This window comes from Subdoligranulum sp. DSM 23681 (assembly GCF_057005535.1).
Genome location: NZ_CM168050.1, coordinates 52,603 through 65,842, shown reverse-complemented (window position 1 = coordinate 65,842; position 13,240 = coordinate 52,603). Strand labels below are relative to the sequence as shown.

11 protein-coding genes and 3 tRNA genes are annotated in these 13,240 nt (G+C 54.4%); 9 read left to right on the top strand and 5 right to left on the bottom strand.

All coding sequences use genetic code 11. From position 1 onward, the window contains the following. Positions 1-46: 46 nt before the first annotated feature. Together mltG and AC127K_RS00290 are read left to right on the top strand one after the other, a co-directional pair. Complete coding sequence (gene mltG, locus AC127K_RS00295; protein ID WP_483721154.1) at positions 47-1,351, top strand: endolytic transglycosylase MltG; 1,305 nt, start codon at positions 47-49, stop codon at positions 1,349-1,351. A gap of 20 nt (positions 1,352-1,371) precedes the next feature. After that, on the top strand, positions 1,372-2,601 hold the full coding sequence (locus AC127K_RS00290; protein WP_483721153.1) for a peptidase U32 family protein: 1,230 nt from the start codon (positions 1,372-1,374) through the stop codon (positions 2,599-2,601). 49 nt (positions 2,602-2,650) lie between these two features. Here the strand turns inward: AC127K_RS00290 and AC127K_RS00285 are convergent, their stop codons facing one another. From AC127K_RS00285 to AC127K_RS00275, 3 genes are all read right to left on the bottom strand, one after another. Next, on the bottom strand, positions 2,651-5,080 hold the full coding sequence (locus AC127K_RS00285) for an ATP-dependent DNA helicase (protein WP_483721152.1): 2,430 nt from the start codon (positions 5,078-5,080) through the stop codon (positions 2,651-2,653). Positions 5,081-5,108: 28 nt separating this feature from the next. After that, positions 5,109-6,209 (bottom strand): hypothetical protein, encoded by a 1,101-nt coding sequence (locus AC127K_RS00280; RefSeq protein ID WP_483721151.1) that lies wholly within the window; start codon positions 6,207-6,209, stop codon positions 5,109-5,111. 121 nt (positions 6,210-6,330) lie between these two features. After that, positions 6,331-6,897: a uracil-DNA glycosylase gene (locus AC127K_RS00275; protein ID WP_483721150.1), complete on the bottom strand. Its 567-nt coding sequence runs from the start codon at positions 6,895-6,897 to the stop codon at positions 6,331-6,333. A 331-nt stretch (positions 6,898-7,228) separates the two neighbouring features. Between AC127K_RS00275 and AC127K_RS00270 the strand changes: the two genes are divergently transcribed. The 7 genes from AC127K_RS00270 to AC127K_RS00240 all read left to right on the top strand — a co-directional run bounded on the left by AC127K_RS00270 (position 7,229) and on the right by AC127K_RS00240 (position 11,409). Next, positions 7,229-7,531: a hypothetical protein gene (locus AC127K_RS00270; protein WP_483721149.1), complete on the top strand. Its 303-nt coding sequence runs from the start codon at positions 7,229-7,231 to the stop codon at positions 7,529-7,531. Positions 7,532-7,754: 223 nt separating this feature from the next. Continuing rightward, a tRNA-Asp gene (locus tag AC127K_RS00265) sits at positions 7,755-7,831 on the top strand. A gap of 3 nt (positions 7,832-7,834) precedes the next feature. Then, positions 7,835-7,910: transfer RNA gene (locus tag AC127K_RS00260), tRNA-Thr, on the top strand. Between the two features lie 40 nt (positions 7,911-7,950). Continuing rightward, positions 7,951-8,026: transfer RNA gene (locus AC127K_RS00255), tRNA-Trp, on the top strand. Positions 8,027-8,199: 173 nt separating this feature from the next. Next, a complete protein-coding gene (locus AC127K_RS00250; protein WP_483721148.1) occupies positions 8,200-9,600 on the top strand; it encodes an MATE family efflux transporter in 1,401 nt (466 codons plus the stop codon). A 148-nt stretch (positions 9,601-9,748) separates the two neighbouring features. Beyond that, positions 9,749-11,023: a diaminopimelate decarboxylase gene (locus tag AC127K_RS00245; RefSeq protein WP_483721147.1), complete on the top strand. Its 1,275-nt coding sequence runs from the start codon at positions 9,749-9,751 to the stop codon at positions 11,021-11,023. Positions 11,024-11,073: 50 nt separating this feature from the next. Further along, positions 11,074-11,409 carry a hypothetical protein gene (locus AC127K_RS00240; RefSeq protein WP_294541098.1) on the top strand — a complete coding sequence of 112 codons (336 nt, stop codon included), beginning with the start codon at positions 11,074-11,076 and terminating at the stop codon, positions 11,407-11,409. A 63-nt stretch (positions 11,410-11,472) separates the two neighbouring features. Here the strand turns inward: AC127K_RS00240 and mnmA are convergent, their stop codons facing one another. Both mnmA and rnhA read right to left on the bottom strand, forming a co-directional pair. Beyond that, a complete protein-coding gene (gene mnmA / locus AC127K_RS00235; RefSeq protein ID WP_483721146.1) occupies positions 11,473-12,537 on the bottom strand; it encodes a tRNA 2-thiouridine(34) synthase MnmA in 1,065 nt (354 codons plus the stop codon). A 22-nt stretch (positions 12,538-12,559) separates the two neighbouring features. Beyond that, a complete protein-coding gene (gene rnhA / locus AC127K_RS00230; protein WP_294541094.1) occupies positions 12,560-13,024 on the bottom strand; it encodes a ribonuclease HI in 465 nt (154 codons plus the stop codon). Positions 13,025-13,240: the final 216 nt, after the last annotated feature.

The window sequence follows — 13,240 nt, the reverse complement described above, 5'->3', positions numbered from 1 at the left end:
CTGTACAAAATGCCTGCCTATGCACAGGCGAAAAGGAGCGAAAAAGATGAAAATCAATCGTGGAACGGGACCGTCTTCTTCTCCTAAACCGGAAAGCCAGCGGCCGACCCGTCGTGAACCTGTGCCGGAACAGCCGCAGCATCGTGCCTATGATGTGACCCAGGACGGTGGCTTTGATGATCCGGAACCGGAGGAAGAAGAGGAAGTGGTGGTCAAAAAACGCCGCTTCCCGGTTGGTCTGCTGGTAGTTGTGATCATTCTGGCTTTAGTGGCATTTGCAGGCTGGAACATGCTGCAATTTTATGGAGAAGTGGATGGTCACGGTACGGTCGGGCAGGAAGTGACCGTCACTGTGGAACAAGGCTCCAGCGTGGGGGATATTGCCCAGGTGCTGAAGCAGAACAATGTCATCAAATATGACTGGCTCTTCAAGCTGTACACCAAGTACAGCGGCCGTGCCGGCGGACTGCAGTATGGCGATTTCCAGGTACATGCCGGCATGTCCTACAACGATATCATCACGACCTTGTCGGAACAGAAAGTCTTCCGTGAGACGGTACGGGTAACCATCCCCGAGGGCACCACAGCTGTGGGCGTGGCCCAGATTTTTGTGGACCAGGGGCTGGTAGACAGCGTGGAAACCTTCCTGAACTGCGCCGAAGGCAAAGACGGCTCTGATTTCAGCCAGTACGAATTCTGGAATCAGATTCCGGACAATGAGGGCCGCCTGCTCAAATGTGAAGGCTACCTTTTCCCGGACACCTATGAATTCTTCTCTGACGCCAGCGTCTATGATATCGTAGACAAACTGTACTCGACCTTCGACTCCAAAACCTCCGGTCTGATGTCCACCATTGAGGAAAAGGGAACTACCCTGGACCAGGTGGTCATTCTGGCCTCCTTCATTCAGGAAGAAGCCGGTCTTCCTTCGGAGGATTACAAGGTCAGCGCCTGTTTCCACAACCGTCTGGAATCGGATGATCCCCTGTGGGCGGAACACAAGCTGGAATCCAATGCCAGCAGTGATATCATGCAGGATGGCGATAACAACTATCTGTGGAATTCGCCTATGGCGGAGTATATGGGCTGGCCGGAAGCCGGTGCCATTCCGGAGGAAGTACTGGCCGCGTATGACACCTACCGCATCAGCGGCTTGCCGGCCGGGGCTATTTCCAACCCTGGGATTGATGCCATTGATGCTGCTTTGAACCCGGATGAGGAATTCATGGCGGAAGGCTATTACTTCTTTGTCACAGGCCACCCGGATACCGAATATGCGGGGCAGTATTTCTACGCCAAAACCGCCGACGAACACGAACAAAATTGTGTTAAGGCTGGCTGGCGTAGTTAAAAAGCAGAAAGGAAACGTATATGCTTTCACAGCCTGAACTGCTGTCCCCGGCGGGCAGCCTGGAAACACTGAAATATGCGGTGCTGTACGGAGCGGATGCCGTATACTGCGCGCTGCCGCAGTTCGGCATGCGTGCCGCACCGCCGAATCTGACCAATGACGAACTGCGGGAGGGCTGCATTTTTGCCCACGCCCGCGGCCGCAGGGTATACCTGACCCTGAATACCTTGCCGACCAATGAAGAACTGGACCGGTTGCCCCAAGCCATGAAGGACGCTGCCGATGCCGGTGTGGATGCCTTTATTATTGCCGATCTTGGCGTACTGGCTCTGGCCCAGAAATATGCCCCCGGTGTGGAAGTACATTTTTCTACCCAGGCAGGTATTGCCAATTATGCTGCCGCCACCCAGGCCTACAAGATGGGTGCCAAGCGGGTGGTTCTTGCCCGGGAACTGAGTCTGACTGATATTGCCATCATCCGGGATAACACACCGCCGGAGCTGGAACTGGAAGCTTTCGTGCACGGCGCTATGTGCATGAGCGTGTCCGGCCGTTGTCTGTTGTCCAGTTATATGACCGGGCGAAGCGGCAACCGGGGCGAGTGCGCCCAGCCTTGCCGCTGGAAATACTATCTGATGGAGGAGCGGCGGCCGGGGCAGTATATGGAAATCGGCGAAAACGAGGATGGCAGCTACATTCTGAATGCGAACGATCTCTGCACAGCACCGTTCATTGACCTGATCTGCAAGGCAGGCGTGGATAGTCTGAAGATCGAAGGACGAGCCAAGACCTTCTATTATGTGGCGTCGGTGACCAGCGCATATCGCCGTGCTTTGGATACGTATCTGGCCGATCCGCGCAGTGATAATTTTGAACTGCCCGATGCGGTCATTGAGGAACTCAACCGTACAAGTCACCGCCATTACTCTCCGGGCTTCTATTTCGGCAAGGAAAAAGCCCTGCAGACTCCCAGCCATAGCTATGTGCGGGATTGGGACTTCGTCGGAACGGTGGACAATTGGGAAAATGGCGTGGCCTCCTGTACCCAGCGCAGCAAGTTCAACCTGGGAGATACCCTGGAAGTGCTGCAGCCGGATGGTTCGGTGGTGATGCTGACTCCTGCCTGGATCAAGAATGAGGAGGGCGAAAATGTGGATGCCACACCGCATCCGCTGATGCACTATACCATCCCCTGCGAAGCACCTTTGATGCCTTACAGCCTGCTGCGCATGCAAAAGGCAGAACAATAAAATCAAAAAGCCGTACGGCCCTGCATAAGGGGGGCTGTACGGCTTTTCTTTATTTGGGAGTATCGGTGGTTCCATCCTGCCAAAACGCCTGTAACGCGTCTTCCAGGTCCTGTTCTGCGTATACGGTGCGCAGGTGAGACCAATGGGGCGGCATCAGACGCAGGTAATCCGGCGAGAGAAAGCGGTCGTCGAACAGCAGTACCACGCCACGATCTTCCGGGGTGCGAATCAGGCGGCCGGCAGCCTGCAAAACTTTGTTCATACCGGGAAAACGGTAGGCGTAATCAAAGCCGCTGCCTCTGGTTTTTTCAAAATGGTCGCGCAGCTGTTCCTGTCGGGAATTGACCTGAGGCAAGCCGGGCCCGATCACTGCCACCCCGACCAGTCGGTCCCCTGTCAGATCCACGCCCTCTCCGAACACCCCGCCCAGGACCACAAACCCCAACAAGCTTTGGGCAGGATGAGGGACAAACTGGTCCAGAAAGGCTTTTCGCTGCTCCTCGTTCATGGTGCTCTCCTGCTTGCAAACCGTAAGATCAGGGTGCTCCGTGCAGAAACTTTCATAGACCTTTTCCATATAGGCATAGCTGGGGAAAAAAGCCAGATAGTTGCCTGTATGAGCCCGTACCATGGCAGCCAGATAGGAAACAATAGTGGAAGCACTGCCTTCCCGGTCGCGATACCGGGTGCTTACGTTCTGTGCGCATAACAGGGTCATATGATCTTGGGAAAAGGGGCTGCGCAGGGCTACGGCCCGTGCCTGCCTTAATCCACACAGGTCTTTGTAATAGGCAGCAGGTGTCAGCGTGGCGCTGAAGAGGACCGCGGCCCGTCCCAGCGAAAAGTCGGCGGCCAAGAAGTCACTGGGATCCAGGCAGAGCATGGATGCACGGACTTTGGAGCCATAAGAATTGATTTGAAGGACAAAATGTTCATCGAATGTTTCGGACACCCGGAGCCAGCTTCGGGAATCAAAGTACAGCTGCAGCAACTCGGCGTGCAGCTCATCTGGCTCACGATGTTCGTCCAGCCAGATTTCCAACTGCTCACACAGTTTGGACAGCAGGCGGTCAAAGGTCTGGTCCGACGCTGTCTCAAATATTGTCTGCCCAAACTGGGCTCCTGGCTTTGCGGCCTCCTCTTCGCACCGGTGCCGCCACTCGATGAAATGGGAATTGACCTTGCTCAGTGCTGTCTTCAGAGAGCTCTTGCCTTGGCCCAAGTCTTTTTTGGCCTGATAAAAAGCGGTCTTTTCCAATGTGGCACTGTGCATTTCGCTGGCCCGATCCGGCAGATTGTGGGCCTCATCGATCAGAAAAAGATAATCTCCCCGTGATTCAAAAAAGCGCTGCAGACGTACCACCGGGTCAAATAGATAGTTGTAGTCGCCGATTATGACGTCGCTCCACAGTGACAAATCCAGACCCATCTCAAAAGGACATACCCGATGCTTCCGGGCGTATTCCTGCAGAAGGGCGGCGCCCAGCGCCCCCGACGGGTCCTGCAATGCATCCCACAAGGCATCCTTGATCCGATCAAAATAACCGTTGGCATAAGGACAGGCATCCGGGGTGCATTCCCGGCTCTCGCACAGGCAGATTTTGTCTTTGGCCGTCAGTGTCACACTGCGCAGGGGCAACGCCGTATCACCGGCGCGAAGCAATGCCAAGGCAGATTCGGCGGCAGCGCGGGTGGTCCCGCGGGCTGTCAGGTAGAAGATGGGGCCTTCCACACCATTGCCTATTGCTTTCAGCGCCGGAAAGAGGACACTCATGGTTTTGCCGATACCTGTAGGCGCCTGACACAGCAGCTGGCCGCCATCCTGACAGATCTTGTATACTTCGGTAATCATAGCCCGCTGCCCCGGGCGATAGCCGGCAAAAGGAAAGGCAAGCGTCTGCAGCGCCGAGCGGCTTTTCTGCTTCCAGTCTGCTGAAAAACGAGCCCAGGGGGCATATTGATGCAGTAAGTCGTGCACAATGGCATCCAGCTCTTCAGCTGTATAGGTGCGCTCAAAACGTACAGTCAGCTCTTCGTCTACCTGGAAATAAGTCAGCCGGACTGTGGCTTGGGGCAGGTTGTTCTGCAGGGTATAGATGGCTGCATACAGCTGTCCTTGTGCCCAGTGTTCAGGGGCGTGATCTTCTGTGATGTCCGGCACAGGCAAAGTGGTGGATTTGATCTCTTCAATCACCGGAATGCCCTCTCGGGTAAAAATGCCGTCGGCACGACCTTCCAGGGTATAGGCAATGCTGTCGCAGAGATACTCCTGCCGCAGTGCCACTTCGGCTTTGTAATCTTCATGCTCTTTAGCGGCAGCGCGCTGCAGCCGACGGTGGATTCGGGCACCCTCGTTGGCGCGGTCGAATCCGGAAAAACGGCTGTCAATGCTGCCGGTCCTTAAAAGAAATTCAACAAGCCGCCGCACGGACAGTGCGACGGCCAGCGGTGTCTGGTTGTCAGAAAGTTGGGCAGACATCAACGGTTTATGGCTCCTTCCATATTTTTTATTCTTCGAACAATTCCTGCTCCACCCGGGCGCGGATGCGGTCTACGGTTTGGAAATCCGATGCCTGCACATAATACCGCTCCAATGCATCATGCATGGTTTTAGCAGCTGCCTGGGCCTCACAGGTTTTTTCCAGCAGGCTGAAAGCCAGCTTTTTGTGGTAAGCCAGCAGCCTTTTTTGCCGTGCATCGGGGGTGCCGACGGTGAATCGTGCGGCGTGAATGTTGGTCTGGCCAGGGAAATCCATGGTATGCCAGGGGTTGCTGGTCACGAACCCCAACCCGAGGGCAGGAATAAACAGGTGATCGATCTTTCCGCGCTGGTCACTGGCACAGCGGCAAATATAGGCGTCATACCCGTTCAGACGGGCGTAATCGGCCAGCTGGCACATCATGCAGGACGCCGCAGCTCCATAGGGATCGTGGACGACGTATAACTTTTTGCAGGCCAGCTGGGCTATGGTTTCACGGAACAGGACAAGCCCTTTGGGGGTAGGGGCCGAAAGAACGCGGATATGCTGCAGCCCGGGTTTGGTGCCGCGGCGGACCGGCATGGTACGTGCAGCAAGGCGGCCGGTAAAGGCGCGCAGCTTCTTTTCATCCAGATAGGAGGCTGCCAGCATCCGGCGTCGCAGCAGGACAGCGCAGGCCAAGGCCCAGTGGGCGGAAGCCTGCTGCATCAGGCGAGCGTGGTCCCGGCCAATCTGCAGTACCTCCTCCCGATGCGATACCAGATAGCCATGATCCAGGGCGTCATACAGCGGGATCAGACGCTCGGCGGCATCGGGAAACTTGCAATCCAGCGTGTGAGGAGCGGTAGCATCCAGCACCAGCGCCTTCACATCGCTCATCCGAACACCGTCCAGACTCTCCGGATCGCTGGAGCAGTGGATACGCTCGATCCAGCTGCCGTCACGACGACAGTCGGCAGCGTCCCGTTCCAGCAGCCGACGCATAAGGGTGGACTTGCCGCATCCCGGGCCGGCTTTGATCAGCCAGGGCGTGATAGTGGGGTCAGCGGCGGCTTCGGCAAACCATCCGGTAAAGCCGGAAGGGGAAAGTGCGCCTAAAAAGAAGTCCAGGACAGGTTTACATTGCATAACTCAAAACCTCCTTTGTGGGTAAGAATCTGAGCTATGCTATGCAAAAAGAAGCGGTTTGGTGCAGGGAAGATGAAAAAAAGGACGTTCACCTTACTTAAAATACGGGAACAGCAGCGGCTCAATAAGTGTGTTCACAGACTTCGCTGATCTTGTCCCGCAGGGCGACGAAGTCCTCGAAGGCAGAGGGCTTGCTGTGCGGATTGCGCAGAAGCGCAGCCGGATGCAGCGTCGCCATGAACAGGGTTCCCTGCTTGTTGAAGAATTTTCCGTGATCTTTGGTGACCGACAGATTTTTGTCGATCATCTGCTGTGCGGCAATGCGTCCCAGGCAAACCACGATCTTGGGACGCAGCAGCTGAAACTGCTGGCGAAGCCAGGGCATGCAGGCGGCGGATTCCTCCGGCAGAGGATCGCGGTTTTCCGGCGGTCGGCATTTGACGATGTTGGCAATAAAGATGTTGCGGTTACGGTCCAGATCGATGGCTTCCAGGTAACTATCCAGCAGTTTTCCGCTTCGTCCGACGAAGGGAAGACCTTGTTCATCTTCGTTGGCACCGGGCCCTTCTCCCACAAACAGTACTTCGGCGTTGGGAACTCCCTGTCCGAATACCACGTTTTTGCGTGTTTCGCAAAGGCCGCACCGGCGGCAGGCAAGACATTCGGCTTTCAATGTTTCAAAATCCATAAAAGGTACCTCGATATTCAGAATCTGCCGACCGTGACAGTGGTTGCCGGTCAGGAAATGGATATACTATATACAAAGGGGGGATATGACATGGAGCGCAGTACGATTTTGCTTCGTTTGGGCTGCCTTGCGTTTGGTGCATTGTTTGGGGTGCTGCTGTCGGATAGGAATATCAAAGGTTTTCTGTGCCAGCGGGAAACAGGTCTGGGAAAGCTGGTGCACCTGATGCTAGGCGTAACAAAGATGGTTGTATGCTGTGCGGCGGCAGCGGTGACTGTGAAAGCATTGCCGGCATCCCTCTCCCATATTATACGCAGGATTGGGATTACTAATGGCGCACATTGTCCTGGAGCCCGGAAAGGCGGAAGGATCCTTGCCTTTGATCTGCATCTGGCTTGTCCTGTATTTACCCTTTACCGGAATGCTGGCCTGCCTGGGCGGAAGCCTGCTGGTTCTCGCGGCGGGGGAGTCAACTGTGGCAGGTCTGGCCATATTGGTATTGGGCGCACCGATGGCTCTTCTGCAGTTTGGTCCGGAAGGAGGACTTGTACTGTTAGGAGCAGCGATTTCCCTTTGCTTGAAGCAGTTCTTGATGGCTCGGGGATTGGAAAAAGGGCGCTTCCATCAGCCATAAGGCATCTGTTATCATCATACCATGCTGTAGGTTGAATTGCAAAACCGAAAATTTCAAACTATTTTGAACATAAAACTTCGATATAAAGACAAAAATAAGAAAATCCAAATATTTTTCAAAAAAATGCAAAAAACCTGTTGACATTTTGGTATTCCTCGGCTATAATTATCAACGTTGCAGCCGCCAAGGCCAAGCGCCAAAGGCAAAAGCAACCGCTGGTTATGGCCCGGTAGTTCAGTTGGTTAGAACGCTAGCCTGTCACGCTAGAGGTCGTCAGTTCGAGCCTGATTCGGGTCGCCATTTGCTGATATAGCTCAGTCGGTAGAGCGCATCCTTGGTAAGGATGAGGTCTCCAGTTCGAATCTGGATATCAGCTCCAGCGCAAGACCCACAGCTGCAAAACTGTGGGTCTTTTATGTAGGGGCATAGCTCAGTTGGTAGAGCAGCGGTCTCCAAAACCGCGTGCCGAGGGTTCGAATCCTTCTACCCCTGCCAAAAAAGCCTGACCATCTTGGTCAGGCTTTTTTGTTTTTGTTTTTGTTTTCGCCGCAAAGCAAAAATTATTTTTTCAGCTGCTTGATTTTCCGCTCGGGTATAGTATAATTATCACCACGTTCATGCGCGGCTTTGGCCGCGCCATTGTATTTTGGTGGATAGGGGAAAGTGAAATGACAAAAGATCTCACAAGCGGAATGCCTTTGAAGGTCATTGCTGCGTTTACGCTGCCGCTGGTGCTGGGAAACCTGTTTCAGCAGTTTTATTCTTTGGCGGACACCATCATTGTCGGACGGTTCGTAGGCGTCAATGCGCTGGCAGCTGTCGGGGCTACGGGATCGGTGAACTACCTGATTCTTGGTTTTGTGATTGGCATCTGCAACGGATTTGCGATTCCCATTGCACAGTATTTCGGGGCACGGGATTATTCTCAGATGAGACGTTATGTTGCCAATGCTGGCTGGCTGTGTGTCGCCATGAGCGTAGTCCTTACGGTAGCCACCGTGATTCTGACGCGCCCCATCATGCAGCTGATGCAGACACCCGCCGATATCATTGACCAGGCTTCCACCTATATCGGCTGGATTTTTGCAGGAATCCCCTTTGTATTTCTTTATAATATGGTGTCCGCGACGATGCGGGCGTTGGGGGACAGCAAAACGCCGCTGTATTTTTTGATTTTTACCAGTGTGCTGAACGTGGGATTGGACCTGTACCTGATTATTGTATATGATATGGGAGTGCTGGGCGCTGCTATAGCCACGGACCTTTCTCAGGCCATTTCGGGTGTGATCAGCTTTTTGTACATGCTGCGCCGCTTTCATGTATTGAAAATGGAAGGGGACGAACGGAAGTTTAATTCCGAAGTGTGTATCCGGCTTTCTGGAATGGGCATTCCCATGGGGCTGCAGTGCAGCATTACCGCTATTGGCTCCGTTATTATGCAGAGCGCAGTCAACGTACTGGGCTCCACTGCTGTGGCTGCGGTCACGGCCGCCAGCAAGACCCAGAACATCATTACCATACCGCTGGAAAGCATCGGCACGGCTATGGCTACCTATGCGGGGCAGAACCTGGGAGCGGCCAAGCTGGGGCGTATCCGCCGGGGAACCAACAGTGCGCTGTTTTTGATCGTCGTTTACTCACTGGCGGCAGCGGTGTTCCTGCATTTCTTTGATGTGGTAATCATCGGCTTGTTTATTGATACCGCTGCCGAAACCACCATTGTGGGCATGGCCAGTGAATATATGTTCTGGAACAGCCTGTTCTTTATCCCCCTGGGGGCGCTGATCGTCTGGCGTTATGTGATTCAGGGACTTGGGTATTCCACATTGGCGATGATGGCCGGCGTGGCTGAGATGGTGGCCCGTACGGTGGTGGCTATCACACTGGTTCCGCGTCTGGGATACTTTGGCGCCGAACTTTCTAATCCGGCGGCCTGGGTGGCGGCCAGCCTGTTTCTGTGGCCGGCCTATCGCTGGACTGTCGGACAGTTGGAAAACCGGATGCACGCGCGCCGTCTGGCAGCTTTGCAGGCGATCGGAATGGATGTTCCGGCAGAGACCGACGACTGATTCTTGCATGTAGCTTGAAAAAAGCTGCATATTTATACGAAATATGGATATAACTCTTGCCCTTGGTCATAAAAAGTATTATAATCCAACTATATGTCTTGAGTTGTCAGACGTAAAAGAGGGATAACAAGGAAAGGGAGGACCATCCATGTCCAGCACAAAGAGGCCGTTCATCAGCCTGGAGCAGGCACAGCGCATTATTGCGGATGTGCCGACGCCGTTCCATATTTATGACGAAAAGGCTATTCGTGAAAATGCACGGCGGGTCAATCAGGCGTTTGCCTGGAACCCCGGTTTCAAGGAATACTTTGCCGTGAAGGCAACGCCGAACCCTTATCTGCTGAAGATTCTGCAGGAGGAAGGCTGCGGGGTGGATTGCTCCAGCTACACCGAGCTGATGCTCAGCGAGGCCTGCGGTTTTTCCGGCTCTGATATCATGTTTTCCTCCAATGAGACCCCTGCCGAAGACATGAAGAAAGCCTATGACCTGCACGCCAACATCAATCTGGACGATGTGACCCATGTGGATTTTCTGCAGCGGGTGGCCGGCATTCCGCCTGTGATCTGCTGCCGCTACAATCCGGGCGGTGTGTTTGATCTGGGCAACGGCATCATGGACAACCCAGGGGATTCCAAGTACGGCATGACCGAGGACCAAATGGCCGAAGCCTATACCCGTCTGATGCAGTTGGGGGCCAAGGAATTCGGAATTCATGCGTTCCTGGCCAGCAACACAGTCACGGATGACTACTATCCTGAACTGGCCGGTATCCTGTTCCGGCTGGCTGTGCGCCTCAAAGAGCGCACCGGCGCAAAGATCAAGTTTATCAACCTGTCGGGCGGTGTTGGAATCGCCTATAAGCCTGGGCAGCGCCAGAATGATATCATGGCGATCGGCGAAGGCGTGCGCCGTCAGTACGAGGCCATCCTGACGCCGGCCGGTATGGGGGATGTGGAGATCTACACAGAGATGGGCCGCTATATGCTGGGCCCCTACGGCGGTCTGGTGACAACTGCCATCCATCAGAAGCATATCTACAAAGAGTACATCGGTGTGGATGCCTGCGCCGCCAACCTGATGCGTCCGGCTATGTATGGTTCCTACCACCATATTACGGTACTGGGCAAAGAGGATGCTCCCAATGATCATGTGTATGATGTGGTGGGAGGTCTGTGCGAAAACAATGATAAGTTTGCCATCGACCGTGAATTGCCGCAGATTGATACCGGGGATATCCTTTTTATCCATGATACCGGTGCGCACGGCTTTTCTATGGGCTATAACTATAACGGGAAACTGCGCAGCGCGGAAGTGCTGCTGTGCGAGGATGGCACGCATCAGTTGATCCGCCGTGCCGAGACGCCTGCGGATTATTTTGCCACGCTGGATTTCAGTCCGTTTTATAAAAAGATGGGCCTGTAAAGATTGTTTGAACAGTACAGGAATGCATGACCAAAGGGAGAGTCACTGCCATGTTTCAATTTCTGCTTGTGATTGGCCTGGTTCTGGCGTATTACGGATACGCTGTGACCAGAAATCCGAATATCTGGGGTGAACAGGGCAAAGACTGCATCAAGGAAGAGCACTGGCGGGAATACGTGCTGCGCAATGGGCGCTTTGTGATGTATGCCGGATTTTTGCTGGCAGCTTTGGCAGCCCTGGATGCGGCGGTAAACCTGTCTGTGTGGGTGTATCTTCTGATCCTGCTGGGCGGGCTGGTGCTTCTGGGATATCCTCTGGCTCATTGGATGAAAAAGACCCATGGGACCTGGAATCCCTGGCCTCGCAAAAAGAAAAAGCGGCATTAAAAAACAGAAAGCTCTTGGTTTCTTATGGGAAACCAAGAGCTTTTTTGGTGTGAAGAAAAGAACTTATTCTGCGGAGTGAATAAAGCCTCCGCCGAAAACAAAGCCGCCGCGGTAGAAGACGGCACTCTGACCGGGGGCAGGAGCCCGGACCGGTTCGGGGAAGATGACGGTCAGGGTCCCGTCCGGATTGCCGCATACCTGACAAGGAACGGCTTTGGCCGCGCTCCGTACCTTGACCCGATAATCGCCGTCAGCCAGAGGAGCGCCATCCGGTGTCGCTATGTCGGCGACGGTCATGCGGGAGGCATATTCGCCACCGCTTTCGGCCAATTGGATGTTTCCGTCCGGCAGAATAGCTTTCACAAACAGAGGACGTCCCGCAGCAATTCCCAGTCCTTTACGCTGGCCGACAGTATAATGGTCTACACCGGCATGGGGGCCCAAATCTTCGCCGTCCGGCCCGATGAAGCGACCGTTTTTGGGAGTGAATCCCCGGGCACGGATAAAGGCCGCATACTCTCCATCCGGGATGAAGCAGATCTCCATGGAATCCGGCGCATCAGCACAAGCCAATTCAATATCCCGGGCAATCTCGCGCACATCGTCTTTCTCAAAATTGCCCAAGGGCAGAATCAGACGGGAGAGAACCTCCTGCGGGAGGCGATAGAGCATATAGCTTTGGTCACGGGCGGCGCTGTCCGCTGTGCACAGGCGGTTCTGACCATCGCTGCAGACTTCCACGCGGGCGTAATGGCCGGTGGCGATGAACTTGCAGCCCAGTTCATCCGCTTTGCGCAGCAGCAATCGAAATTTGACCGCCGGGTTGCACAGAATGCAGGGGTTGGGGGTGCGGCCGGCGCAATAACTCTGGCAAAAGGGGTTGATGACTTCCTGCTCAAACTCTTCCTGGGCATCGATCACGTGCACCGGCACACCCAGTTTGGCACCGGTGGCCTTTGCAGACTCCACGGCAGCATCGTGCGCAGGGGAAAAACGGATCACTGCACCCTGTACGGCAAAGCCCTGCTCCTGAAGAATGCGTACAGTCACGCTGGAGTCCACTCCTCCGCTCATGCCTACAAGAACCTTATCCTGTTCCTCAAACGTATTAAAACCAAGGGCATCCATTGTATTTTCCTCCGTCGTTTCGTTATGCCTGCCGCCCGCCGAACCGCTTGCTCTGTTCCACGGCCATGCGGTCGCAGCGCTCATTTTCGGGGTGTCCGGCATGACCCTTCAGCCAATGATAGCGGATCACGTGCTTTTCGCTTTCTTCCAGAAGCGGGGCCCACAAATCAGGGTTGAGAGCAGGGGATTTATCCGCCTTCTTCCATCCGCGGGCGCGCCATCCTTTTGCCCATCCCTTCTCCAAGCCATTGATCACATATTGGCTGTCGCTGTACAGGTCGATGGCGCAAGGTTCTTTGAGCTGACGCAAGGCCTCCAGAAGGCCGGTCAGTTCCATGCGGTTGTTGGTTGTGGAGGCTTCTCCGCCGCTGATCTCTTTTTCAAAGACTTTGCCGCTGCTGGTGCGAAACCGCAGAATGGCTCCCCACCCGCCGGGGCCGGGGTTGCCGCTGCAGGCGCCGTCTGTGTAAATTTCGATTTGTTTCATTGTGTTTTGCAGCCTTTCCTGGTCCATACTTGATTTGTGACCTTATTATACCCGTTTTGGTCTTGCGTGGCAACTGCGTATCCGGTAAGGCGTATTTGACAATGGTCTATACAGGATTTATAATAAAACTAATTGCAATGTCATGTTTTTTCGCAGGGCCCGGTCGCATCCCGTCGGATGGACTTTTCGCGCCCAAATGCCTGATGGCAAAAATCA

What these genes read in the sequence shown, in the direction of transcription:
- AC127K_RS00275 (WP_483721150.1), bottom strand. Translation starts at nt 6,897, where the DNA reads ATGGATTTTGAAACATTGAAAGCCGAATGTCTTGCCTGCCGCCGGTGC.
- AC127K_RS00270 (WP_483721149.1), top strand. Translation starts at nt 7,229, where the DNA reads ATGGCGCACATTGTCCTGGAGCCCGGAAAGGCGGAAGGATCCTTGCCT.
- AC127K_RS00290 (WP_483721153.1), top strand. Translation starts at nt 1,372, where the DNA reads ATGCTTTCACAGCCTGAACTGCTGTCCCCGGCGGGCAGCCTGGAAACA.
- rnhA (WP_294541094.1), bottom strand. Translation starts at nt 13,024, where the DNA reads ATGAAACAAATCGAAATTTACACAGACGGCGCCTGCAGCGGCAACCCC.
- AC127K_RS00280 (WP_483721151.1), bottom strand. Translation starts at nt 6,209, where the DNA reads ATGCAATGTAAACCTGTCCTGGACTTCTTTTTAGGCGCACTTTCCCCT.
- AC127K_RS00250 (WP_483721148.1), top strand. Translation starts at nt 8,200, where the DNA reads ATGACAAAAGATCTCACAAGCGGAATGCCTTTGAAGGTCATTGCTGCG.
- AC127K_RS00240 (WP_294541098.1), top strand. Translation starts at nt 11,074, where the DNA reads ATGTTTCAATTTCTGCTTGTGATTGGCCTGGTTCTGGCGTATTACGGA.
- mltG (WP_483721154.1), top strand. Translation starts at nt 47, where the DNA reads ATGAAAATCAATCGTGGAACGGGACCGTCTTCTTCTCCTAAACCGGAA.
- mnmA (WP_483721146.1), bottom strand. Translation starts at nt 12,537, where the DNA reads ATGGATGCCCTTGGTTTTAATACGTTTGAGGAACAGGATAAGGTTCTT.
- AC127K_RS00285 (WP_483721152.1), bottom strand. Translation starts at nt 5,080, where the DNA reads ATGTCTGCCCAACTTTCTGACAACCAGACACCGCTGGCCGTCGCACTG.
- AC127K_RS00245 (WP_483721147.1), top strand. Translation starts at nt 9,749, where the DNA reads ATGTCCAGCACAAAGAGGCCGTTCATCAGCCTGGAGCAGGCACAGCGC.